This window comes from Amycolatopsis sp. NPDC028719, from assembly GCF_055565395.1.
In genome coordinates this window covers 302,369-324,056 of sequence record NZ_JBVHUL010000008.1, presented here as the reverse complement: position 1 = coordinate 324,056, position 21,688 = coordinate 302,369, and the positions used below count along the sequence as shown (strand labels likewise).

The 21,688-nt window shown below is 69.8% G+C and carries 17 protein-coding genes and 1 pseudogene; 7 read left to right on the top strand and 11 right to left on the bottom strand.

The window, feature by feature from the left end; genetic code table 11:
• Positions 1 to 13: 13 nt before the first annotated feature.
• On the top strand, positions 14 to 1,324 hold the full coding sequence (locus tag ACZ4TR_RS34150) for a family 1 glycosylhydrolase (RefSeq protein WP_465291862.1): 1,311 nt from the start codon (positions 14 to 16) through the stop codon (positions 1,322 to 1,324).
• Positions 1,325 to 1,408: 84 nt separating this feature from the next.
• Here the strand turns inward: ACZ4TR_RS34150 and ACZ4TR_RS34145 are convergent, their stop codons facing one another.
• The 3 genes from ACZ4TR_RS34145 to ACZ4TR_RS34135 form a co-directional block, all read right to left on the bottom strand.
• Positions 1,409 to 3,892 carry a DNA gyrase/topoisomerase IV subunit A gene (locus ACZ4TR_RS34145; RefSeq protein ID WP_465291861.1) on the bottom strand — a complete coding sequence of 828 codons (2,484 nt, stop codon included), beginning with the start codon at positions 3,890 to 3,892 and terminating at the stop codon, positions 1,409 to 1,411.
• Positions 3,893 to 3,919: 27 nt separating this feature from the next.
• Positions 3,920 to 5,971, bottom strand: coding sequence for a DNA gyrase/topoisomerase IV subunit B (locus ACZ4TR_RS34140; protein ID WP_364520799.1), 2,052 nt, complete (start codon positions 5,969 to 5,971; stop codon positions 3,920 to 3,922).
• Between the two features lie 135 nt (positions 5,972 to 6,106).
• Positions 6,107 to 7,474 (bottom strand): phospholipase D-like domain-containing protein, encoded by a 1,368-nt coding sequence (locus tag ACZ4TR_RS34135; protein ID WP_465291859.1) that lies wholly within the window; start codon positions 7,472 to 7,474, stop codon positions 6,107 to 6,109.
• Between the two features lie 107 nt (positions 7,475 to 7,581).
• Here ACZ4TR_RS34135 and ACZ4TR_RS34130 point away from each other — a divergent pair, with 107 nt between their 5' ends.
• The 3 genes from ACZ4TR_RS34130 to ACZ4TR_RS34120 are packed head-to-tail and all read left to right on the top strand — an operon-like array spanning position 7,582 to position 9,710.
• Positions 7,582 to 8,682 (top strand): LLM class flavin-dependent oxidoreductase, encoded by a 1,101-nt coding sequence (locus ACZ4TR_RS34130; protein WP_465291857.1) that lies wholly within the window; start codon positions 7,582 to 7,584, stop codon positions 8,680 to 8,682.
• Positions 8,679 to 9,257, top strand: coding sequence for a CE1759 family FMN reductase (locus tag ACZ4TR_RS34125; protein WP_465291855.1), 579 nt, complete (start codon positions 8,679 to 8,681; stop codon positions 9,255 to 9,257). Before ACZ4TR_RS34130 ends, ACZ4TR_RS34125 begins: the two co-directional genes overlap by 4 nt.
• 18 nt (positions 9,258 to 9,275) lie before the next feature.
• The gene (locus ACZ4TR_RS34120) at positions 9,276 to 9,710 is read left to right on the top strand and encodes a VOC family protein (RefSeq protein WP_465291853.1); all 435 of its coding nucleotides are present in this window, start codon (positions 9,276 to 9,278) and stop codon (positions 9,708 to 9,710) included.
• 411 nt (positions 9,711 to 10,121) lie between these two features.
• Here ACZ4TR_RS34120 and ACZ4TR_RS34115 read toward each other — a convergent pair.
• The 4 genes and pseudogenes from ACZ4TR_RS34115 to ACZ4TR_RS34100 all read right to left on the bottom strand — a co-directional run bounded on the left by ACZ4TR_RS34115 (position 10,122) and on the right by ACZ4TR_RS34100 (position 12,996).
• Positions 10,122 to 11,442 (bottom strand): annotated as a pseudogene (locus tag ACZ4TR_RS34115) (HNH endonuclease signature motif containing protein).
• A 159-nt stretch (positions 11,443 to 11,601) separates the two neighbouring features.
• Positions 11,602 to 12,204, bottom strand: a complete 603-nt coding sequence (locus tag ACZ4TR_RS34110) for a dihydrofolate reductase family protein (protein ID WP_465291851.1) — start codon at positions 12,202 to 12,204, stop codon at positions 11,602 to 11,604.
• Between the two features lies 1 nt (position 12,205).
• Complete coding sequence (locus ACZ4TR_RS34105) at positions 12,206 to 12,664, bottom strand: SRPBCC family protein (protein WP_465291849.1); 459 nt, start codon at positions 12,662 to 12,664, stop codon at positions 12,206 to 12,208.
• Positions 12,661 to 12,996, bottom strand: coding sequence for an ArsR/SmtB family transcription factor (locus ACZ4TR_RS34100; RefSeq protein WP_465291848.1), 336 nt, complete (start codon positions 12,994 to 12,996; stop codon positions 12,661 to 12,663). The genes ACZ4TR_RS34105 and ACZ4TR_RS34100 overlap by 4 nt, the downstream gene beginning before the upstream one ends.
• 132 nt (positions 12,997 to 13,128) lie before the next feature.
• On the opposite strand from ACZ4TR_RS34100, the gene ACZ4TR_RS34095 reads away from it, so the two are divergent.
• Genes ACZ4TR_RS34095 through ACZ4TR_RS34085 form a run of 3 tightly spaced genes read left to right on the top strand, consistent with a single transcriptional unit; the run spans position 13,129 to position 15,621 of the window.
• Positions 13,129 to 14,532, top strand: a complete 1,404-nt coding sequence (locus ACZ4TR_RS34095) for a serine hydrolase domain-containing protein (RefSeq protein ID WP_465291846.1) — start codon at positions 13,129 to 13,131, stop codon at positions 14,530 to 14,532.
• The gene (locus tag ACZ4TR_RS34090; RefSeq protein ID WP_465291845.1) at positions 14,523 to 14,939 is read left to right on the top strand and encodes a PGPGW domain-containing protein; all 417 of its coding nucleotides are present in this window, start codon (positions 14,523 to 14,525) and stop codon (positions 14,937 to 14,939) included. The genes ACZ4TR_RS34095 and ACZ4TR_RS34090 overlap by 10 nt, the downstream gene beginning before the upstream one ends.
• 19 nt (positions 14,940 to 14,958) lie before the next feature.
• On the top strand, positions 14,959 to 15,621 hold the full coding sequence (locus tag ACZ4TR_RS34085) for a TetR/AcrR family transcriptional regulator (protein WP_465291844.1): 663 nt from the start codon (positions 14,959 to 14,961) through the stop codon (positions 15,619 to 15,621).
• On the opposite strand, the gene ACZ4TR_RS34080 is transcribed toward ACZ4TR_RS34085, so the two are convergent.
• The 4 genes from ACZ4TR_RS34080 to ACZ4TR_RS34065 form a co-directional block, all read right to left on the bottom strand.
• Complete coding sequence (locus tag ACZ4TR_RS34080) at positions 15,581 to 16,246, bottom strand: Rossmann-fold NAD(P)-binding domain-containing protein (RefSeq protein WP_465291842.1); 666 nt, start codon at positions 16,244 to 16,246, stop codon at positions 15,581 to 15,583. The two genes, ACZ4TR_RS34085 and ACZ4TR_RS34080, sit on opposite strands and share 41 nt — an antisense overlap.
• Positions 16,243 to 16,641 (bottom strand): carboxymuconolactone decarboxylase family protein, encoded by a 399-nt coding sequence (locus ACZ4TR_RS34075; RefSeq protein WP_364520942.1) that lies wholly within the window; start codon positions 16,639 to 16,641, stop codon positions 16,243 to 16,245. The genes ACZ4TR_RS34080 and ACZ4TR_RS34075 overlap by 4 nt, the downstream gene beginning before the upstream one ends.
• Positions 16,642 to 16,722: 81 nt before the next feature.
• Complete coding sequence (locus ACZ4TR_RS34070) at positions 16,723 to 19,107, bottom strand: DNRLRE domain-containing protein (RefSeq protein ID WP_465291841.1); 2,385 nt, start codon at positions 19,105 to 19,107, stop codon at positions 16,723 to 16,725.
• 74 nt (positions 19,108 to 19,181) lie between these two features.
• Positions 19,182 to 21,683 (bottom strand): LamG-like jellyroll fold domain-containing protein, encoded by a 2,502-nt coding sequence (locus ACZ4TR_RS34065; protein ID WP_465291839.1) that lies wholly within the window; start codon positions 21,681 to 21,683, stop codon positions 19,182 to 19,184.
• Positions 21,684 to 21,688 lie beyond the last annotated feature (5 nt).

Genomic DNA, 21,688 nt, shown 5'->3' with positions numbered 1-21,688 from the left:
GGAGGGTGCCGTGGTGCGCGGGAACCGAACGATCCTCGTGGTGGTGGCCCTGCTGGCCGGAATGCTGGCCGGCGTGAGTCCCGCGGTCGCGGTCACCCAGCCGTTCTTCTGGGGCGTCGCCACGTCGGGCTACCAGGCCGAAGGTTCGGCGCCCGACAGCAACTGGCGCCGCTATGAGCAGGCGAAGACGTCGTCGATCAAGGAGCCCTACCTCCAGTCCGTCGACTTCCGGCACCACTACGCCGAGGACATCGACCGCGCGAAGCAGCTCGGCGTGAACGTGTTCCGCTTCAGCGTCGAGTGGGCGCGGATCGAGCCGCGGCCCGGCCAGGTCGACCAGGCCGAGCTGGCGTACTACGACGACGTCGTGCACCGCGTCCTGGCCGCCGGGATGCGGCCGATGATCACCCTCGACCACTGGGTCTACCCGGGCTGGGTCGCCGACCAGGGCGGCTGGGACAGCGACCGCACGGTCGACGCCTGGCTCGCCAACGCCCGCCGCGTCGTCGAGCGCTACCGCGGCCTCGGCGCACTCTGGATCACGATCAACGAGCCGACCGTCTACCTGCAGAACGAGACCACCAACGGCGGGCTCGCCGGGTGGAAGCTGCCATGGGCGCAGGCGCGGCTGGTGAAGGTGCACCGCGCGGCGTACGACCTCATCCACCAGCTGGATCCCGGTGCGCTCGTGTCCAGCAACACCGCCTACATCCCGGCCGTGCAGGGCGTGCTCGACGCGTCGTTCCTCGACCAGGTGCGCGACAAGCTCGACTTCGCCGGCCTCGACTACTACTACGGCGCGAGCCTCGACAACCTCAGTGCCGTCCACGCGGCGAGCGGCGAGTTCTGGAAGGTGACGCCGCAGCCGGACGGGATCTACTACGCGCTCCGCTACTACGCGCGCAAGTTCCCGGGCCTGCCGCTGTACGTCGTCGAAAACGGGATGCCGACCGACAACGGCAACGCGCGTCCCGACGGCTACACGCGCTCGGACCACCTGCGCGACCACATCTACTGGGTGCAGCGCGCGAAGGCCGACGGCATGAACGTCATCGGCTACAACTACTGGAGCCTCACCGACAACTACGAGTGGGGCAGCTACCAGCCGCGGTTCGGGCTGTACACAGTGGACGCCCGCTCGGACGCCACGCTGACGCGCCGCCCGACCGACGCCGTGGCGGCGTACCGGCAGCTGATCACGGGCCACGGCGTCCCGGCCGGCTACACACCGGTGCGGCCACCGGGGTTCTGCTCGGTCGTCGACGGCCTCGGCAGCTGCCTCGACCCGGCCCGCTACCCGGGCCCGGTGGCCCCACTGGGGTAGCCCCAAGTCCGTGAATGTCGCATTGAGGGACTCCAAGTCCCTCAATGCGACATTCACGGCTTTCGCCGAAGCGTGTGACGACCGTCAGTCTCGTTCGATGAGGTGGCCGACCACGTCCGGGCCCGGGTGGGCGTGGCCCGAGCCGTCGCGGCGGACGTCGATCTCCGGCAGCTCCACCGGATCGCCGTTCTTCGCCGCACCTGCCGGACGCGGGCCGATCCACGCCACCCGCAACGCCGTCTCGCCCTTGAGGAACCGCTGTGCCCGGACGCCGCCCGTCGCGCGGCCCTTGGCCGGGTACTCGCTGAACGGCGTCACCTTCACGCTCTGACCTGTCGAGGTGATCACCATCGGCTCGCCGTGCTCGTCGTCGTCCGTGCGGATCGCTCCGAAGAACACCGCCGAACCCGCGCCCACGTTGATGCCCGCCATGCCGCCGCCCTTGAGGCCCTGCGGGCGGACCAGCGAGGCCGCGTACTTCAGCAGCGACGCCTCCGACGTCACGAACGCCAGCGTCTCCGTGCCGTCCGTCAGCCACGTCGCGCCGACCACCTCGTCGCCGTCCTTCAGCGAGATCACTTCGAACTCGTCCGACCGGACCGGCCACTCGGGCGAACAGATCTTCACCACCCCGGCCTTCGTGCCGAGGGCCAAGCCCGGCGAACCCGCCGCCTGCTCGCCCAGCGGCGCGATGCCGACGACCGTCTCGCCCTTCTCCAGCGGAACCAGCTCGCGCGCCGCCATGCCGCCGCGCAGGGAGACCGTGCCCGCCTGCTCCGGCAGCACCGGCAACGGCAGGACGTCCGTCTTGAAGGCCCGGCCTCGGCTGGTCACCAGCAGGATCTGGCCGCGCGCGGTCGTGTGGACCACCGCCGCCACCGCGTCGTGCTTCACGCGGCCGTTGCGCCGGCGCGTCTCCGTCGACTCCTCGGACTCCGCCGCCGTGCGCGCCACCAGCCCGGTCGCCGACAGGATCACCTGGCACGGGTCGTCCGTGACCTCCAGCGGACCGGACGGCTTCGACGCGGCCAGGACCTCCTTGAGGTCGCCGTCGATCAGCGACGTGCGTCGCTCGGTCGGGAAGTCCTTCGCGATCTTCGCCAGCTCCGCCGAGACCAGCTTCTTCAGCACCGACTCGTCGTCGAGGATCTTGGACAGCTCGGCGATCTCCTCGCGCAACCGCTCCTGCTCCGACTCCAGCTCCAGCCGGTCGTACTTCGTCAGCCGGCGCAGCGGGGTGTCGAGGATGTACGTCGCCTGGATCTCCGACAGCTTGAAGCGCGTCATCAAGCCGTCCTTCGCGGCCTGCGCGTTCTCGCTTTCGCGGATGAGCTTGATCACCTTGTCGATGTTCAGCAGCGCGATCAGCAGGCCGTCGACCAGGTGCAGCCGCTCTTCGCGCTTGCGGCGCCGGTACTTGGTGCGCCGCGTGACGACCTCGTAGCGGTGCCGAAGGAAGACCTCCAGCAGCTCCTTCAGCCCGAGCGTCTGCGGCTGGCCGTCGACGAGCACCAGGTTGTTGATGCCGAACGACTGCTCCAGCGGCGTGAGCCGGTAGAGGTCCGCGAGCAGCGCCTGCGGGTTGACGCCGACCTTGCACTCGATGACCAGCCGCGTGCCGTTCTCGCGGTCGGTGAGGTCCTTGACGTCGGCGATGCCGGTGAGCCGCTTGGACTTGTTGACCTCGTCGGTGATCTTCTCGATCACCTTCTCCGGGCCGACGCCGTAGGGCAGCTCGGTGACGGTGATCGCCTGCCGCCCGCGGCTGCCTTCGAGGGGCCCGGTCTCGACGTTCGCGCGCATCCGGACGACACCGCGGCCGGTCTCGTACGCGCGGCGCACCTCGTCCAGGCCCAGGAGACTGCCGCCGGTCGGGAGGTCGGGGCCGGGCACGAACTCCATCAGCTTGTCGAGCGTCGCGGACGGGTGGGTGATCAGCCACCGTGCCGCCGCGACGACCTCGCCGAGGTTGTGCGGGATCATGTTGGTCGCCATCCCGACGGCGATCCCGGACGTGCCGTTGACCAGCAGGTTCGGGAACGCGGCCGGCAGCACGGACGGCTCCTCGAGCGAGCCGTCGTAGTTCGGGCGGAAGTCGACGGTGTCCTCGCCGAGCTCGCCGACCAGCTGCATCGCCTCGGGCGACATCCGCGCTTCGGTGTACCGCGAGGCGGCCGGGCCGTCGTCGGGCGAGCCGAAGTTGCCGTGGCCGTCGATGAGCGGGACGTTCAGCGAGAAGTCCTGCGCCAGCCGCACCATCGCGTCGTAGATCGCGACGTCACCGTGCGGGTGGTACTTGCCCATCACGTCGCCGACCACGCGCGACGACTTCACGTACGCGTGCGTCGGGCGGTAGCCGTTCTCGTTCATCGAGTACAGGATCCGGCGGTGCACCGGCTTCAGGCCGTCCCGCGCGTCCGGCAGGGCGCGCGAGTGGATGACCGAATACGCGTACTCCAGGTACGAGTCTTCGATCTCGGTCTTCAGCGAGTTGTCGAAGACGTTCGCGCCGGCGCGGTCGAACGCGCTGGGATCGACCTTGGTGGTGGTGCCCTTGCGGCGTGCCACGGCTGAACTCCTTGGTAGCAGCGAAAATTAAGCGTCGATGGCGTCGCGGTCGATCCGGTCCGAAGAGGCGACCAGCCAGTTCCGCCGGGGCTCGACCTTCTCGCCCATCAGCAGTTCCAGCGCGCCTTCGGCGGCTTCGGCGTCGTCCATCGTGATCCGGCGGACCGAACGGGTGGCCGGGTTCATCGTGGTCTCCCACAGCTCGTCGGCGTCCATCTCGCCGAGACCCTTGAACCGCGGCACCGGCGTGACGATGCTCTTGCCCGCCCGCTCCAGCTCCGCGTACTTGGACTCCATCTCCTGCTGGGTGTAGGTGAAGTGCGTTTCCGCGTTTCGGCCCTTCGTGACCAGCTTGTGCAACGGCGGCATCGCCGCGTACAGCCGGCCGTCCTCGATCACCGGCCGCATGTACTTCGCGAACAGCGTGATCAGCAGCGTCCGGATGTGCGAGCCGTCGACGTCCGCGTCCGCCATCAGGATGACGCGGCCGTAGCGCATGGTCGTCAGGTCGAACGTGCGCCCGGTGCCCGCGCCCAGGACCTGCACGATCGACGCGATCTCGGCGTTCTTCAGCGTGTCGCCGAGGGACGCCTTCTGCACGTTCAGGATCTTGCCCCGCAGCGGCAGCAGCGCCTGGTACTCCGACACGCGCGCCATCCGCGCCGACCCCAGCGCGCTGTCACCCTCGACGAGGAACAGCTCGCTGCGGGCGACGCCGGTGGTGCGGCAGTCGACCAGCTTCGGCGGCATCGCCGCGCCCTCGAGCGCGGTCTTGCGCCGGGCCGCGTCCTTCTGCTGCTTCTGGGTGAGCCGGACGCGCGAGGCGTCGACCACCTTCTGCAGCACGACCTTCGCCTCGGACTTCGTCTTGCGGTCCTCGGTCCAGGCCTTCACGTGCTTGTCGACGATGCCCTGGATGACCCGGGTGATGCCGGCGGTGGACAGCTCGTCCTTCGTCTGCGACGTGAACTGCGGCTCCGGCAGCCGGACGTGCACGACCGCGGTCATGCCCTCGAGGACGTCCTCGATCGTCGGCATGTCCTCCTTGGGCTTGAGCAGCCCGCGGGTCTTGGAGATGGCGTCCTGCAACGCCTTCGCCATCGCGCGGTCGAAGCCGCGGCGGTGCGTGCCGCCGTGGACGTTGCGGATCGTGTTGGTGAAGCACTCCACCGTGCGCTCGTAGCCGGTGCCCCAGCGCAGCGCCACCTCGATCTCGGCGTGCCGCTCCACATTGGACTGCATGACGCCGGCCGCGTCCGCCGCGTTCTCCTTGTACGTGCCCTCACCGGTGATCAGCAGCGTGCCGCAGACCGGCTTCTCGCCCGACGGCGTGAGGAAGTCGACCATGTCGACCAGGCCGTGCGGGAAGTGGAAGGTCTCCTCGTTGATCGTGTCTTCGATCGCCGTGCGCAGCACGTACGTGACGCCCGGGACGAGGAACGCGGTGTTGCGCATCTTGGTCCGCACGGCCTCGACGTCCAGCGCCGCGCCGGACTCGAAGTAGCGCGCGTCGTACCAGTAGCGGATCGACGTGCCGCTGCGCTCGCCGCGCTTCATCTTGCCGACGAGGTTCAGCCCGGACCGGCGGGTGAACTTGGCTTTGGGGCCGGGCGCGTCGAAGGTGCCGGGGACGCCGTGCTTGAACGACATCTGGTGGACCTTGCCGTCCTGCTTCACCGTGACGTCGAAGCGGTGGGACAGCGCGTTGACCGCCGAAGCACCGACGCCGTGCAGGCCGCCGGAGGTCTTGTAGCCGGAGCCGCCGAACTTGCCGCCCGCGTGCAGCCGGGTCAGGACCAGCTCCACGCCGGACAAACCGGACTTCGCGTGGGTGCCGGTGGGGATGCCGCGGCCGTCGTCGTCCACCTGGACGCTGCCGTCGGCGTGCAGCGTGACGACGACCTTGGTCGCGTGGCCCGCGACGCCCTCGTCCGTCGAGTTGTCCACCACCTCGGAGAAGAGGTGGTTGATGCCCCGGCTGTCGGTGGAGCCGATGTACATCCCGGGGCGTTTGCGGACGGCTTCGAGACCCTCGAGATGGGTGAGGTCGTCGGCCCCGTACAAGGTCTCGGCAGTCACAGGGTCGTTCTCCCGGATCGTGGCTCGCGAAAATGCTGGTGATGGTGCGGACTCGGCCTGCACCGTACTGCAGGATATCCGCCACCCCCGACAACTTTCGCGCGCTCCCTGCTCCGGAGTGGCGCGCGCCGCCCGCTACTTGGGGTCGTAGCCCAGGTCGGGCCACAGGGCGAGCAGGGCTTCGATCTTCCGCGGGACCTGGAAGCTGTTCCGGAAGTTCGGCTTCTCGCCGATCGTCGCGAGGCCCTTGCGGAGCTCGCCGAACAGCGGCCTCGCGGCCGTCTCCCGGGTCAGGATGTAGCAGTAGGTGCGGCGCGGGTAGGCGAACTCGTCGGTGTAGGCCTGCAGCACGAGACCGGGGGCCTCGATCCGCGACCCGACCAGGGCGCGGCCCTGCTTCTGGCTGTAGACGCGGATCACGTGCACGCCCGGGCGGAGCGTGCGCGGCGGGTCCTGGCCCTGGCCGTCGTCGGCCCAGAAGAGCTCGACGCGGAACGGCTGTTCGCCGTTCTCGCCGGGGTGGGTGTATTCGCGCTGCAGCTCTTCGAGCCGGTAGGCGGCCTCGGCGTTCGGTTCGCCGCCCTCGACGAGGCTGACGAGGTACAGCTCGGCCGGGCGCGGCCAGGCGGGCCGGGGGACGTCGGTGGCTTCGGTCTCGGTCTCCGTCGCAACCGGTTCCGGCTCTTCGGCCGTCGGCGTGGCGGCAGCCGGTGACGTGGCGGGGGAGTCCGGCTCGGCCGGTGTGGCCGCGGCGGGCGGCGGGGAATCGGCTGCCTGCGGAACGGCCGGGGCCGGTGCCGCGGGCCGGACCGGCGACGGCGGCGGGGTCGGCGCCGCGGGGCGGACGGGCGACGGCGGCGCGGGGCGCACCGGGGACGGCGGCGGGGTCACGGCAGCGGGGCGGACCGGCGTCGCCGGGCGGCTCGTGACCACGGAGCGGGCGGGTGCCGCGGAGCGGACAGGGGGCGTCGTGCGCGGCGCGGTGACGAACTTGCCGGCGCCGTACTGCTCCAGGAGCGGCTCCAGGTCGCCCACCGTCAGCGAAGGGCCCGCCAGGTCACACCACTCGAGCCAGGCCTCCTGGGCCTCCTCGACGGTGTGCTTCTCATGCGAGACCGTCACGGCTTCGAACAGCTGCCGCGGCCCGGCGGCGGTGACGTCGGCGGAGCCGACCACCACGAACGACGGTTCGTCCTCGGCGATCACCAGCTTCGCGTTCAGCCCGCGCAGCGAGTGCACGATCACGCCCGCCTTCACCCAGTGCAGCAGGGCGTGCGGGCTCGTCGCACCGGACAGCACGGTGTCCAGGCTCGCGTCCGTGATCACCGTGTCGCCGGGTTCCAGCGGCAGCAGCGCCGCCGCACCGGGCCCCACGTGGCCGAAGGCGGCCACCAGGTTCCGGCGAGGCGCGAGCAGCGGGGTGATCGAACCCCAGATGTCGCGGCCCGTGAGAAGGCGTACCGAACGTTCTGCCAGACCCAGCCGACCGAGCTCCGCGTCCATGTCCATGACCTTACTTGGTGCCCCCTACGGCATTGACGGCCGGAATATCTCTTGCTTGGAAGTAGTTGAACGCGCATGTAAGATGGGGGTCGCGAAGGGAGCAGGTCATGCAGTTCGGAATCTTCACGGTGGGCGACGTCACGACCGATCCCACGAACGGCACCACCCCGACGGAGCACGAGCGGATCAAGGCGATGGTGCGCATCGCGCTCAAGGCGGAGGAGGTCGGTCTCGACGTCTTCGCGACCGGCGAGCACCACAACCCGCCGTTCGTGCCGTCGTCGCCCACGACGATGCTGGGTCACATCGCGGCCCGGACGTCCAAGATCATCCTGTCGACGTCGACGACGCTCATCACCACGAACGACCCGGTGAAGATCGCCGAGGACTTCGCGATGCTGCAGCACCTGGCCGACGGCCGCGTCGACCTCATGATGGGCCGCGGCAACACGGGCCCGGTGTACCCGTGGTTCGGCGAGGACATCCGCCAGGGCATCCCGCTGGCCATCGAGAAGTACGCGCTGCTGCGCCGGCTGTGGCGCGAGGACGTCGTCGACTGGTCGGGCAAGTTCCGCACGCCGCTGCAGGGCTTCACGTCCACGCCGCGGCCCCTCGACGACGTCCCGCCGTTCGTGTGGCACGGGTCGATCCGCAGCCCGGAGATCGCCGAGCAGGCGGCGTTCTACGGCGACGGCTTCTTCGCCAACCACATCTTCTGGCCGAAGGAGCACTTCCAGCAGCTGATCGCGTTCTACCGCCAGCGCTTCGAGCACTACGGCCACGGGACGGCGGACCAGGCGATCGTCGGGCTCGGCGGCCAGGCGTTCATCCGGCCCAAGTCCCAGGACGCGTGGAACGAGTTCCGCCCGTACTTCGACAACGCGCCGGTGTACGGCCACGGCCCGTCGCTGGAGGAGTTCACCGACCAGACGCCGTTGACGGTGGGCAGCCCGCAGGAGGTCATCGACAAGACGCTCACGTTCCGCGAGCACTTCGGTGACTACCAGCGCCAGCTGTTCCTGATGGACCACGCGGGTCTGCCGCTGAAGACGGTGCTGGAACAGCTGGACCTGCTGGGTTCGGAAGTGGTGCCGGTGTTGCGCAAGGAACTGGACTCGCTGCGTCCCGCCCATGTCCCGGACGCTCCGACGCACGCGTCGCTGGTCGCTGCTTCTTCGGCTTCTGTTTCGGAAGAGGTGTCGGCATGAAGCTCGCGGTGGTGACGGCGGGGCTGTCGGTCCCGTCGTCCACCCGGCTGCTGGCGGACCGGCTGGCGGCGGCCACGGTCGCCGCTTCGCCGTCGCCGGTGTCGGTTTCGGTGGTGGAGCTGCGGGACATCGCGCTGGACGTGACGAAGAACCTGCTGACCGGCTTCCCGAGCCCGGCGCTGCGTTCGGCGATCGCTTCGGTGGTCGACGCGGACGCGCTGATCGTGGTGACGCCGGTGTTCACGGCCGGGTACAGCGGGTTGTTCAAGTCGTTCTTCGACGTGCTGGACGCGGACTCGCTGGCGGGCAAGCCGGTCCTGCTGGGCGCGACGGGCGGCACCGAGCGGCATTCCCTGGTGCTGGACTACCAGCTGAGGCCGTTGTTCGCTTACTTGAAGGCGGATCCGGTGGCGACCGGGGTGTACGCGGCTTCGTCGGACTGGGGCGGGGCGTTGCAGCGACGCATCGAGAAGGCGGGGGCGGAGCTGGCCACGCTCGCCGCCGGCCGGCCCGAGGTGGCCTCGGAGCCGGCGTTCATCCCCTTCGACCAGCTGCTGGCGGGCGCGGGTGAATGATCCCGCTAGGGTGGGCTGATGGGGTCGATCAGGCAGGTCCAGATCACGTTCGACTGCGCGGAACCCGAGCGCGTGGCCCGGTTCTGGTGCGAGGTGCTGGGATACGTCGTCCCAGCACCCCCGGAGGGGTTCGCGAGCTGGGCGGAGTACGACGCATCGCTGCCCCCGGACCGCCAGGGGGCGGCGTTCGCCTGCGGTGATCCTTCCGGTGTGGGGCCGCGGTTGTTCTTCCAGCGGGTGCCCGAGGGGAAGGTCGTGAAGAACCGGGTGCACCTCGATGTGCGGGTCGGTACCGGGTTGGTCGGGGAGGAGCGCTTGGCTGCGCTTCAGGCGGAGTGCGAGCGGTTGGTCGCGCTGGGGGCGGTGCAGGAGCGGGTGCTTTTGGCCGATGAGTTCAATGAGTCTTGCATCGTGATGCGGGACGTTGAGGGGAACGAGTTCTGCCTCGACTGAGGTTTGAACTGGGGCTGCTGCGGGGTTGTGGCTTGGTTTCGCGCGGCCGGTGGGTTTGGGGCTAGCTGCCTCGAGGCCGGCGCGCTGGGAGTGGCCGGGAGAGTTGCTCGGTGGACAGGGCCGGTCCGCGCTGTGGGTGGTCTTTGGGGGCGGGTTCCGCACTGGTGGATGGTCGAGATGTGGGATCGCGCGATCAGTGTGTGGGCTGCCGGCGCGGCCGGTGCTGCCTGGAGCTTTGCTCGGTAGTACTGGCACTGGTGGAGTGTCGGGAGTAGCTGCATCGCCGATGCGGGTTCTGGGCGCTTGCGGGAGTTGCGGCCTTGAGGCGTGATCAGCCGAGCGTGGGTTGGGGATTGCTCGGGGCGTGGGTGTAGGCCCGTAGCCGGTTGGCTGCGGGCCTTTCCCGTGTGTTCACGCTGCGAATGGGAGTGGTTGGTGGAGGTTGTTGCGCCGGGGTTTTCGGCGTTTGTCCAGGAACACCGGGGGCAGGAATTCGGGTAGGCCGTCAGTGGCGATCCTTACCTGCCAACCCGAGCGGTGGAGCAACCGGTGATGGTGAGCGCACAGCAGGACCAGGTTGCTCGGCTCGGTCGGGCCGCCGTCAGCCCAGTGCCGGATGTGGTGACCTTGGCAGTGGCGTGGTGGGCGGTGTCAGCCGGGGAAGGCGCAGCCGCGGTCGCGCAGGTACAGCGCACGGCGGAGCGGGGTGGTGATCAGGCGGTGGTGGCGGCCGAGGTCGAGGGGTTCGCTGTGGGTGCCGAGGACTGCGGGGATGAGCTTGCAGTCACAGGCGTGGATCCGGGCTTCGGCCGCGGACATGGTGCCGAGGTCGCCGAGCATGGCCCGCCCGACGGTGGCCTTGGCCTTGGGCATGGTGCCGAGGGCGGCTTGATCGGGAGCTGGGTCGGGCAGGGTTCCGGTGTCGCCGAGCATGGTCTGGCCGATGCTCGACTTCAGGTCTGCCAACGAGACTGCGACCATCACGTGGGCTCGTTCGCCGGCTTGCATCGGCAGGTCTGGGGAGTTGAAGGCCAGGTCGATGGCGTCGGAGAAGGCGTCGCCGTAGCGTTCCAGTGGGGAGCGTAAGTCCGGGCCCTCGTCGGGACTGTGGCGCTCGGCGAGCGAGTCGAACAGGGCGCTGGCTCGGGCGCCGGTCTCGTCGTCGAACCGGCCGTTCAGCTCCCAGAATCCGGTTCTCTTGCGACGCAACGACAATTCGCGGCTGGAAATAGCCGGTTCGGTCTCGTCGGGTGCAGCACCGTCAGGGTCGAGGTGGGCCAGGATCCGTGCGCCGAGAGCGGCGACCTGCTTGTGCCCGGCTTTGGAGGCAAAGGACAGCAGGTGCGCCTCGGCGTCATCGCGGTGCTCGGGCGGGACCTGAGTCATCACCCCGACGATCGTGTCGATCATCGGGTTGCTCAACCGGCCATCAGACGCGGCAGCGCCGGTAGCGGGAGCCACAGCGGGAATGGGCGCGCCATCGAAGGCGCGGCTCGGGGTGAGGGCTCGGGCTCGCTTCACCACGGTCTCGGCAGCCGCCTTGGGAACGTCGGCGATGCTCGAAAAGCCGTGCGACAGAACGGTATTCGAACAACTCCATCACACCGCGGGACTCGATTTCCGCCAGCAGAGAACAGATCTCAGCCTCGGCAGACCGCACAACAGTGAGCAGCGCGGAGACGCGGTCGGCCAGAGCCACTGCGTCTGCTTGCCACACCGTTTCCCTGTCCATACAACAAGATTACCGAAGATCGAACGTATGTCATCACTCGAACTGGTGAGAACAAGTCCTCGGCAGGGACACCGTTGCGTGGGGAATCGGCGCTCTTGCACCGAGCGGCAAGCGACCACACGAAGCGCCAATTTCCCACGCCCCGGCGAAGCCGCATCTTTAAGACTGTGGGTAGTGAACCCGATAACGCAAGTGAGTAACTCCAGACCCGACAACAACTTCAACCTGCTCAAGCGAAGCGTTGGTGTCAAGCGAAGAGAAGTACCGAACCCCGGACCCGAGAAAGACGGGAACGAGATCAACCCGAAGCTCATCGAGAAGCCCGAGGTTCAAGCACTGCTGGGCAATGCTGGGCCCGGAGACCCCCACAGACCCATCCCCGGCAGCCAAGGCCAGCGAGACGGCCTCCGACACGGAAGAGACAAAGGTAAACGGCGCCAGATGCGAAGCGGGCCAATCCGAAGGCGGAGGCCGATGAGTGACGACGAAAGCCGCGCCACCACCAGGTGGATTGCCGCCCCAGCCATGGGTGTGGTCGAACACCCGCCGCCCGCAGACGAACGCGCCATGGCGGACCGTGTCCAAAAAGGACCGCAAGTAGTCCGCACTCGACGGAGACACGCGGAACGTCATCGGGTAGCCGACCATCGGCACCTCCACGTCTCCCGCGGTGTACCAGTCGAACAGCGGGCCGACCGAATCGTCGGGCCGCGCCACGAAACCGTCCAGTGACATGCAGAAGCTCGCGACGACGCCGGCCACCTCAGTCCGCCAGCATCTTGTCGAGACGCTCGTACGACTCCGTGATCCCGCGGCTCATCCCGCTCTCCAGCGCCGCGTCGCGCGCCTCGATCGAGGGGAACACCGAGTGGGTCACCATGCGCGTGCGGCCGCCGAGGTCGGTCAGCTCCATCGAGTCCAAGGTGACTTCGCCGGGTGCGCCCAGGAACTCGAAAGTCTGGACGATCCGGTCGGCGCTCACCGTGTGGTAGACGCCGCGGAAGCGGTACTCGCCGCGCTCGTCGCGGTGGATGTAGTCGTAGCTGCCCCCTGAGCGGGCGTCGAACTCGACGATCTCCATCTTCATCCTGTGCGGGCCCAGCCAGCGCACGATCAGTTCCGGGTCCGTGTGTGCGCGCAGGACCGCCGACGGCGGGGCCGCGAACTCGCGGGTGATCTCGATGAACGGCGTTCCGGGCTGCGCGGTGATCGTCGTGCTCATGGCGTTTCCTCCAGGTTTTCCAGGACGGCGTCGAGCCGCCGGTAGCTGCGTTCGGTGGCCAGCCGGTACGTGTCGATCCAGCTGGTGAGGGCTTCGAGGGCGGACGGCACGAGGTGGCACGGCCGGCGCTGCCCGTCGCGGCTGCGCGTGATCAGCCCGGCCTGCTCCAGCACCTGGATGTGCCGGGAGACCGCCTGCTTCGTGATCGCGAAGGGCTCGGCCAGTTCGTTGACCGTCGCTTCGCCGCGGGACAGCCGCGCGATCAGTGCCCGGCGGACCGGGTCGCCGAGGGCGGTGAACGCCCGGTTCAACGCCTCCTCGTCAACCGCCATCTTTATCAACCAATCTGTTTATCAAGTGATGTGTTGAATATAGCGCCGCTGTCAAGACCTGCCGAAAGTCGGGGGTGATCGACGTCGTCCGGCAGCGGCCGGGGACCTCGCCCGGTCCCTACGGTGACCCGCATGACCAGGCTTTTCCTCGTGCTCGCCGCGCTCCTGCTCGGCACCGCGACCCCGGCGGCCGCCGCAACGAACCACGACATCGACGGGTACGTCCGCGCGTACCTCGACCACACGGGCCTGCCCGGCGCCGCGGTCGCCGTCACCCGCGGCGGTGACGTCGTCCGCGTCGCCGGCTACGGCCACGACGCCTCGGCCGCGCCCCTGACCGCGGCGACCCGGCTGCCGATCGCGTCGCTGAGCAAGTCGATGACGGCCTTCGCGGTGCTCCAGCTCGTCGAAGCCGGCCGGATCGAGCTCGACGCGCCCGTGCCGCGCTACCTGCCCGAGTTCCGGCTCGCCGACCCGCGCGGCGCTCGGATCACCGTCCGGATGCTGCTGGACCAGACGTCCGGGATGGCCGACTCCACGTTCCCCGACTTGAAGCTGCCGCAGCCACACACCCTCGCCGAAGCGGTCGGACGCCTGCGTGACGCGGGGCTGGCGAGCGAGCCCGGGGCGGAGTTCCACTACCACAACCCGAACTACGAAGTGGCCGCCCGGATCGTCGAGGTCGTGGCCGGGCGGCCGTTCGCGGACTACCTGCGGACGCGGCTGTTCGCCCCGCTCGGGATGACGTCGAGCACCGCCGTCGACGCGCCACCGGCCGGGACCGGCGGGTACGTCCGGGCCTTCGGGTTCGAGGTCCCGGTGACCGAACCGGACTGGTTCACCGGCGGCAGCCACGGCGTCCTCACCACCGCCGAGGACCTCGCGAAGTGGCTGGCGGCGCAGCGGGACGGCGGCGGCGTGCTGGCCCCGGCGTCGAACGCGCTGGCGCACACCCCGGCGCCCGGCCGGGACTACGCGCTGGGCTGGACCGTCCGGGCGGGTCAGGTGGCGCACACCGGTGAGTGGTTCAGCCACACCGCGGCGCAGATCCTGCTCCCGGACGGCTACGGCGTCGCGGTGGTGACGTCGATGGGGATGGCGCTGGACAACGAGGCCGAACTGCTGGCCCAGGGCCTCGCGACCCTGGTCCAGGGCGGTTCGCCGGAGCCCGCGCTGCCGGCCGGGGTGGTCGCCGACCGGGTGCTCGCGGCGCTGGCGCTGATCACCGTGGGCCTCGCGGTCGTGGGTGTCCGGCGGGCCCGGCGGAAGCCCCGCTGGTGGCGGGTCGTGCCGCCGGTGCTGCCGCTCGTCCCGCTCGTATTCCTGCCTCAGCTGCTCGGGGTGGTATTCGCCGGAAGACGGGGTACCTACGCCCAAGTGCTCTACGTCTGGCCGGGCCTCGTGGTCGCGTTCGGCGTGGTCGCACTGGCGGGCTTGACCGTGGCGGTGGCGAGGGCGCGGGCTCTCGTGAGTGGCACGCGAGGCCGTAACCAGGAAGAATCGGGCGAAACGAGGGGAGACGCCCAGTGGGCATAGGCAAACAGGCGAAGAGGATCTCGATCGTGGTGGCGGGCGGCGTCCTGCTGGTGGTCGGGGTGCTGCTGCTCGTCCTGCCCGGCCCTGGCCTCCTGCTCGTGCTGGCGGGGCTGCTGCTGCTCGCGTCGGAGTTCCCGGCGCTCGAGCGGTACGTCGACCCCGTGCGCGACCGCGCGATGAAGGCGGCCGAGGACAGCGTGTCCTCGCCCCTGCGGATCGCCGGCTCGGTCTTGGCGGGGCTGGCGCTGCTGGCGGCGGGGATCGTCTGGGGCACGGTCAAGTCGCTGCCGTTCAGCGGCTGGAGCACCGGGTCGAGCCTGATCCTGTCGTCGGTGATCCTCTTCGCGCTGCTGATCTGGAGCTACCGGCGGGTCAAGAACCGCCGGGAGGCCGCCCACAGCGGCTGAGGAGGATACTGTCGGCGCCATGAGCGCCGGATTCCAGCGAGCCCGGCGGCCCGAGCAGATCGAGGCGCGCCGCACCGCGATCCTCGCCGCCGCGCGAGAGCTCCTGGGCGAGCGCCCGGTCGCCGACATCAGCCTGCGGGAGCTCGCCTGCCACGTCGGGCTGGCGAAGTCCAATGTGCTCCGCTACTTCGACAGCCGCGAGGCGATCTTCCTCGAAGTCCTCGACACGGCGTGGACGGCGTGGCTCGACGACCTCGAAGGAAAGCTCGGCGACCCGGCACCGGCGGATCCCGGCTTCGCGCGCGAAGAGCGTGTCGCGGGCAAGATCGCCGTGACGCTGGCCGAGCGGCGGTTGCTGTGCGAGCTGATCAGCGCGATGGCGCCGGTGCTGGAGCGCAACATCTCGCCGGAGTTCGCCCGCAGCTTCAAGGGCCGCGCCGCGGCCAGCACCGAGCGGCTCGGCGCGCTGGTCCGGGCGCGGGTGCCGGAACTGTCGGCCGACGGCGCCCGGCAGTTCGCCCTCGGCGTGGTGATCCTCGTGTCGGGGGCGTGGCCGTACGCCAACCCGACCGACGCCGTCGCGGCGGCCACGGCCGAGCTGGGCGGGGCGCCGTCGTTCGCGGCCGGGCTGGCCGAAGGGCTCACGAACCTGCTGGCCGGGCTCGTCGCGCGGCGGCGGTGACGATGTCCGTGTTCTCGAGCACGGACTTCTCGTAGCCGTTCTCGGCGACTTCCAGCATCGCCAGGCCGAGCTCCCGGTTGGTCGTCACGAAGCGGGGGAACAGCCGCCGCAGCACCGGGTACAGCGGCATCGCGACGCGGTAGAGCGTCCGGTACAGCGTGGTCTTCGACGTGATCCCGGGCAGCGGCTGGATGTAGCCGGGGCGGACGGAGAACGTCCGCAGCGGCAGCTTCGCCAACGCGTTCTCCGTAGCCCCCTTGACGCGCGCCCAGCGCACGCGGCCGCGTTCGGTGCTGTCGGTGCCGGCCCCTGCGACGTATACGAAAGTGGTGTCTGCCGGCAGCTTCCGGGCCACCGAAAGGGTGAGCTCGTAGGTGATCCGCTCGTACTCCTCCGGCGCCACGCCGACCGACGACACCCCGAGGCAGAAGAAGCACACGTCGTACCCGGTGATCGGCTCGAGGGCGAAGAGGTCCTCCTCGACGCGTTCGGTCAGCTTCGGGTGGTCTTCGCCGAGGGCGGACCGGCCGATCGCGAGCACGGCCTCGACCCGGTCGTCGAGCAGGCACTCGCGCAGCAGGCCCTGCCCGACCATGCCGGTCGCGCCGAACAGCACGGCCCTCATCGATCGGCGACCGGCAGCAGCCCGCGCTCCCCGAAGACCTTCTTCGCCACCGCCGTCGCGTTCAGCGCCCGCGGGAACCCGCAGTAGGCGGCCGACTGCAGCAGCGCCTCGACGATCTCGGAAGGGGTGAGCCCGGCGTTGAGCGACGCGTTGACGTGCACCTCCAGCTGCGGCTCGCAGCCGCCGAGCGCGGTCAGCATGCCGAGCGTGACGAGCTGCCGATCGCGCGGCACGAGCTGCGGCCGCGTGTAGATCTCGCCGAACCCCCAGGAAACGAGGCTGTCGGCCAGCTTCGGCGAGATGTCGGCGAGACCGTCGAGGACGCGCTGGGCGGTCTCTTCACCGTTGAGGTCGGTCAGGGCCTGGTGGCCGCGGGCGAAGCGATCATCGGTCATGCCGGCGACGGTAGCGGCTGGAGTGGACTCCAGGGCAACCGGCGGAGGGCCGCACCGGGGAGTTCCCGGTGCGGCCCCACGTCAGACGGCGTTCGTCTTCCGGCTCGCCACCGCGCTCGGATCGACGTAGTAGCTCGTGTACGACGTGTCCGTGCGCTGGCCTGCCGCGTTGGCGCTCCACGCGTCCACGTACAGCCAGATCTTCGTGTCGGTCGCCGGGGCGGTGAACTCGAACGTCCCCGTGCCGTCGGCGCCCGGCTGGACCACCACGTCCGGACCCGTCTCGCCGTTCGGCCGGATGTGGTAGCCGTACGCGGCCAATCCCGGCTGGACCGGCGTCAGCGTGCAGTGGACCAGCTGGCCGGGCCGCAGGTTGCCCTTCCCGTCACACGTGAGCGGCGGGGCGGCGGACTTCGGGTAGAAGCGGTAGTAGCCCGCCGCGTGCGAGTTCGAGCCGTCGGCGAACGTGCTCGTCACGTCGAGGTACTGCGTGTCGGTGCTGAGCGGCGTCAGGGTGACGCTCGCCGTGCCGTCCGGCCCCGCCGGCACCGTGACCGGCGCCGCCTGGAGGTACGTGTACGTGTAGCTCACGACGCCGGGAATCGACGAGGAGAACGTGAACGTGCCCGGCGTGGTGACGTAACCACCTTCGCAGCACTCGGGGAAGTCGGTGCTCGTGACGGTGGGCCCGTCCGAGCCGACCACGACGCTTTCCTCGTTCGTCGCCGACTCGAGCCCGGCCGCGGTCGTCGTGTGCACCCGGATCGTGTGGTAGTACGGCCGGTCCGGCACCACGGTGACCTGCGCCGTGCCGTCCGGTCCCACCGGCACGGTCGCCGGCTCGCCGTAGTCCCAGTCGTAGGTGAACGACGTCGAACCCGGAAGGACGGCGTGCAGCGTCAGGACGACCGGCTTGCCGACCATGGCGTCGGCCGGCGCGTCGACGGTGGGCGCGCCCCGGTCGATCGCGATCTGGCCGCCGCCGGGGCCGGACAGGTTCCCATTGGTCATCCGCGCCCGCACGCTGACGCGGTAGGACTTCGTGACGTCGGCCGGCGTGACGGTGATCGTCGCGGTGCCGTCCGGGCCCGCGGGCAGGGTGACCTCCGGGTCGTTGTCGATCTTGTAGAGGTACTCGGTGGCGCCGTCGGTGCCGTGCGGGCCGAACGTGCACTGCCGTGTCTCGCCGAGGAAGGCCTGGGCCGGCGTGCAGGTCATCGAGGGACCGTTGCGGGCCACGAAGAACCGGTAGTCGCCCGACGGCCCGTGGTTCCCGGCGGCGTCGAGGCCGTACGCCGACATGCTCATCGGGCCGTCGTCGCGCGGGGTGTACCGGACGGTGGCCGTGCCGCCGGGGCGGTCGGCCGCGACGTAACCGCTGTCGGTGTAGCCGGCCTGCCACTGGAAACCGGTGATCGCGGTGTCCCCGCCCGCGTCGAGCGTGAAGTCGCCGGGGATGCCGACGCCGCCCTTGCCGGGCACTTCGTACACGTAGTCGGTCGAAGTGATCACCGGTGCCGTGGCGGGCGGGGTGAAGTCCGTGGTGAACCGGCAGGTTTCGCTCCACGGGCTCGCGGCCAGGCTGTCCTTCGCCCGCACCTGCCACGCGTAGGTGACGCCGTCCGCGAGCTGCGTGCCGGGGTCGAAGTACGCGCCGGAGCCGTAGACGTCGTCCGTGCCGGTCGCGCGCTGCTCGGGGTGGTCCACCGGCCACCAGGCGAACTCGGCCGAGAAGCTGTAGTCGTCGGGATCGCTGACGGTGGCCGACATCGCGGCGCCGCCGTGGCGGACGAGCGGCGTTTCCGCGCAGGTGTGCGTGCCGGTCTTCAACGCGGTGGGCGTCGCGGGCGGCTGGTTCTTCTGCATGCTGACGTACAGCAGTGGCCGGTACGTCCGGCCGAACCGCGGGTTGTACTGCTGGCTGTCGGGCAGCCGCAGCACCATCGTCAGCGAAGTCCGGCCGGCGTCGATCGCCTGCTGCACCGCGCCTCCGGCGTCCCAGTCGAGGTAGTCCGACGGACAGACGTCGAGACTGCCCGGGCCGGCCAGCTTGGTCAGCTCGCGGGGCTGGTCGTTCCAGGTCGGCGCCTTCTTCGCCGGCGCCGTGACCCACAGTTCGGTGCCGCGCGGCGCCGAGCAGTCGGTGACCGCGGTCTCCCGGCCGGACAGCTCCGCGTAGAGCACCTTGGCGCCGCGCAGCCCGGAGAGGTCGAAAGTGAAGTAGGACTTCGCAACGTGCTTCTTGCCGTGGTCGAGCTTCGCGCCGATCGGGGCGTCGCCGGCCGGATCGGCGAAGTTCTTGTCAGGCTGGGCCGAATCGATGTACGACCACGACGCCGACTGGATCGACGTGTACTCCGTGGCCGAAGCCGGGAGCGCCGTCCCGGCCAGGATCAGCGCCGTCGTGACGGCGAGGACGCCCGCTCCGGCGGGTAGGAACGATCTTCGAGAGCCCAAAAGGCTCACCCCCTGAATGCGAAACCCGGGGACCGCGATCGCGGTCCCCGGGCACCACACGCTTCAGGTGTGCTTTCGGTTGCCTACTTGCCGCTGGAGTACAACGCGCTCACGTCCGCGTCGGACAGTGCCCGGTCGTAGACGTGGACCTGGTCGACCGCTCCGTTGAGGTAGTCGACCGGGCCGCCGCCGTACTTGCCGCGGCCGATCACCGTGTGGCCCGTCGACGCGTCGCCGAGGCAGACGCTCTTCGTGGCCGCCAGCTGCCCGTCCACGTACAGCTTCAACGTGCCCGAAGCCGCGTCGCGGACGCCGACCACGTGGTACCAGCGGTTCGGCTCCGGCGCCGTGGGCGCCAAGGCCCGCGTGCCCACGAAGCTCATCGCCAGCCGGTGGTCCTGACCGGAGTACTGCAGGAAGAACGCGCTGGTGCTGTCGCCGTCCTGGCTGACGATCGTCTGGAAGCCGTCACCCACGGCGTTGAACTTGACCCACGCCGCCGCGCTGTAGCTGCCTTCGGTGTTCACCAGGGACGCGCCCGTGTCGGCGTACTGGCCCGACCCGTTCACCGCCAGCGCCGAACCGCTCTTGCCCGCGGTCCAGGACGCGCCGCCGACGAGCGTCGCGTCGTGGTTGCCGACGACGTCCTCCGCCACCGTGCCGGTGTTCTCGTCGAACGGGTACGCGGCGATGCCGTCGATCCCCGGCGTGCCCGCGGGCACCGAAGGACCGGACGTCACCGGAGCACCCGTCGCGCCCTTGATCACCGCGAGGTTCGCCGCGCGGACCGCCGCGAAGTCCATCTTCTTCACCTGCCGGTCGTAGGTGAAGAAGCCGTTGACCTCCTTCTCGACGTCGGTGGTCTGCGTGTACACGCCGGCCGAGACGCCGCACCGCTGGGCGACCAGCAGCAGGCGCTGCTGGAGCTCGCCGTAGCGCCGGGTCAGCGTCGCGCTGTCGGGCTCCATCTCGTAGGCGAAGCTGCCCGCCGGGTCGAACTCGTGCCCGGCGACCTTCAGGCCGAGACCGCCGTACTCGCCGTCGACAGCCGCTCGAGTGCCGGTCTGCACCGGCGTTCCGGGCCCGGTGTAGGTGTGGTCGTCGTAGATGTCACCCTTGCCGCTGTCCGGTTCGGACCGGCAGCAGTTGACGCCGGATTCGGCGTTCACCAGCCGCGAGGGATCCCACGACTTGACCTCGTCGGCGATGCGGCCGACCTCGTAGTCGCCCCAGCCTTCGTTGAACGGCACCCACGTGACGATCGACGGGAAGCTGCGGTGCTGGTCGATCATCCGCTTCATCTCGGACTCGTAGTTGACGCGCGACGCCGCCGACGGCTCCACGTCGTCCTTCATCGCCGGCATGTCCTGCCACACCATGAGACCCAGCTTGTCGGCGTAGTAGTACCAGCGGTCCGGCTCGACCTTGATGTGCTTGCGCACCATGTTGAAGCCGAGCGCCTTCTCCTGCTCCAGGTCGAACTTCAGCGCCGCGTCGGTGGGCGCGGTGTAGATGCCGTCCGGCCAGAACCCCTGGTCGAGCGGGCCGACCTGCATGACGAACTTGCCGTTGAGCAGCATCCGCTGCTTGCCGTCGGCGGTCTTGCCGACGCTGATCGACCGGATGCCGAAGTACGAACCGACTTCGTCCCCGCCGGACAGCCGCACGCGCAGGTCGTAGAGGAACGGGTCGTCCGGCGACCACAGGTGCGGCCGGTCCACCTTGAGCTTCAACGGCTTGTTCGCGTCACCGGACACGCGCCCGACCGGGCGGCCGTGGTCGTAGGCGACGGCTTCGACGCGCTGCTTCACCGGCCCGCCGACCACGGCGTTCACCGTGACCGACCCGGAAGCCACGTCCGGGGTGACGTCGAGCCGGTCGATGCGCGCGGACGCCACCGGTTCCAGCCACACGGTCTGCCAGATACCGGAGGACGGCGTGTAGAAGATGCCGTCGCCGGGCTGGCGCTGCTTGCCGATCGGCTGCCCGCCCTGGTCGTTCGGGTCGGCGACGCCGACGACGACCTCCTGGGCCTTGGCCGTGGTCAGCGCGTCGGTGACGTCGACCGACCACGCGTCGTACCCGCCGGTGTGGCGGCCGACGGTCTTGCCGTTGACGATCACCGTCGTGTCGTAGTCGACGGCCTGGAAGTGCAGCAGCAGCCGCTGCCCGCCCTTGCCGACCTGCCAGTTCTTCGGGACCTCGAACGTGCGGCGGTACCACATGTTCGTTTCGTGGCGCATGATCCCGGACAGCGCGGACTCGACCGGGTACGGCACGAGGATGCGCTCGCCGAGCGTCTTCCCGATCGGCGCGGCCTCGCCCGGGGTCGCCTTGGCGAACTCCCAGACACCGTTGAGGTTCTGCCACTTGTCGCGGGTCAGCTGCGGGCGAGGGTAGTCGGGAAGGGCGTTCGACGGCGAGACGTCCTTCGTCCACGGCGTCGACAGCGGCGGCGTCAGCCGTTGCCACTGGGGTGCGTCGGCGGCGCTCGCCGCGGGGGCGGTGCCGAGGCCGGCGACCGCGACGGCGAACGCGGCGGCCGCGGTCAGCCATCTCCGGGTTTTTCGGGCAGGGCGGAACATCGTTG

Excerpts from the sequence above, each read along its gene's own strand:
- ACZ4TR_RS34135 (WP_465291859.1), bottom strand. The coding sequence starts at position 7,474 with ATGGACGCGGAGCTCGGTCGGCTGGGTCTGGCAGAACGTTCGGTACGC.
- ACZ4TR_RS34130 (WP_465291857.1), top strand. The coding sequence starts at position 7,582 with ATGCAGTTCGGAATCTTCACGGTGGGCGACGTCACGACCGATCCCACG.
- ACZ4TR_RS34125 (WP_465291855.1), top strand. The coding sequence starts at position 8,679 with ATGAAGCTCGCGGTGGTGACGGCGGGGCTGTCGGTCCCGTCGTCCACC.
- ACZ4TR_RS34120 (WP_465291853.1), top strand. The coding sequence starts at position 9,276 with ATGGGGTCGATCAGGCAGGTCCAGATCACGTTCGACTGCGCGGAACCC.
- ACZ4TR_RS34105 (WP_465291849.1), bottom strand. The coding sequence starts at position 12,664 with ATGAGCACGACGATCACCGCGCAGCCCGGAACGCCGTTCATCGAGATC.
- ACZ4TR_RS34100 (WP_465291848.1), bottom strand. The coding sequence starts at position 12,996 with ATGGCGGTTGACGAGGAGGCGTTGAACCGGGCGTTCACCGCCCTCGGC.
- ACZ4TR_RS34095 (WP_465291846.1), top strand. The coding sequence starts at position 13,129 with ATGACCAGGCTTTTCCTCGTGCTCGCCGCGCTCCTGCTCGGCACCGCG.
- ACZ4TR_RS34085 (WP_465291844.1), top strand. The coding sequence starts at position 14,959 with ATGAGCGCCGGATTCCAGCGAGCCCGGCGGCCCGAGCAGATCGAGGCG.
- ACZ4TR_RS34080 (WP_465291842.1), bottom strand. The coding sequence starts at position 16,246 with ATGAGGGCCGTGCTGTTCGGCGCGACCGGCATGGTCGGGCAGGGCCTG.
- ACZ4TR_RS34075 (WP_364520942.1), bottom strand. The coding sequence starts at position 16,641 with ATGACCGATGATCGCTTCGCCCGCGGCCACCAGGCCCTGACCGACCTC.
- ACZ4TR_RS34065 (WP_465291839.1), bottom strand. The coding sequence starts at position 21,683 with ATGTTCCGCCCTGCCCGAAAAACCCGGAGATGGCTGACCGCGGCCGCC.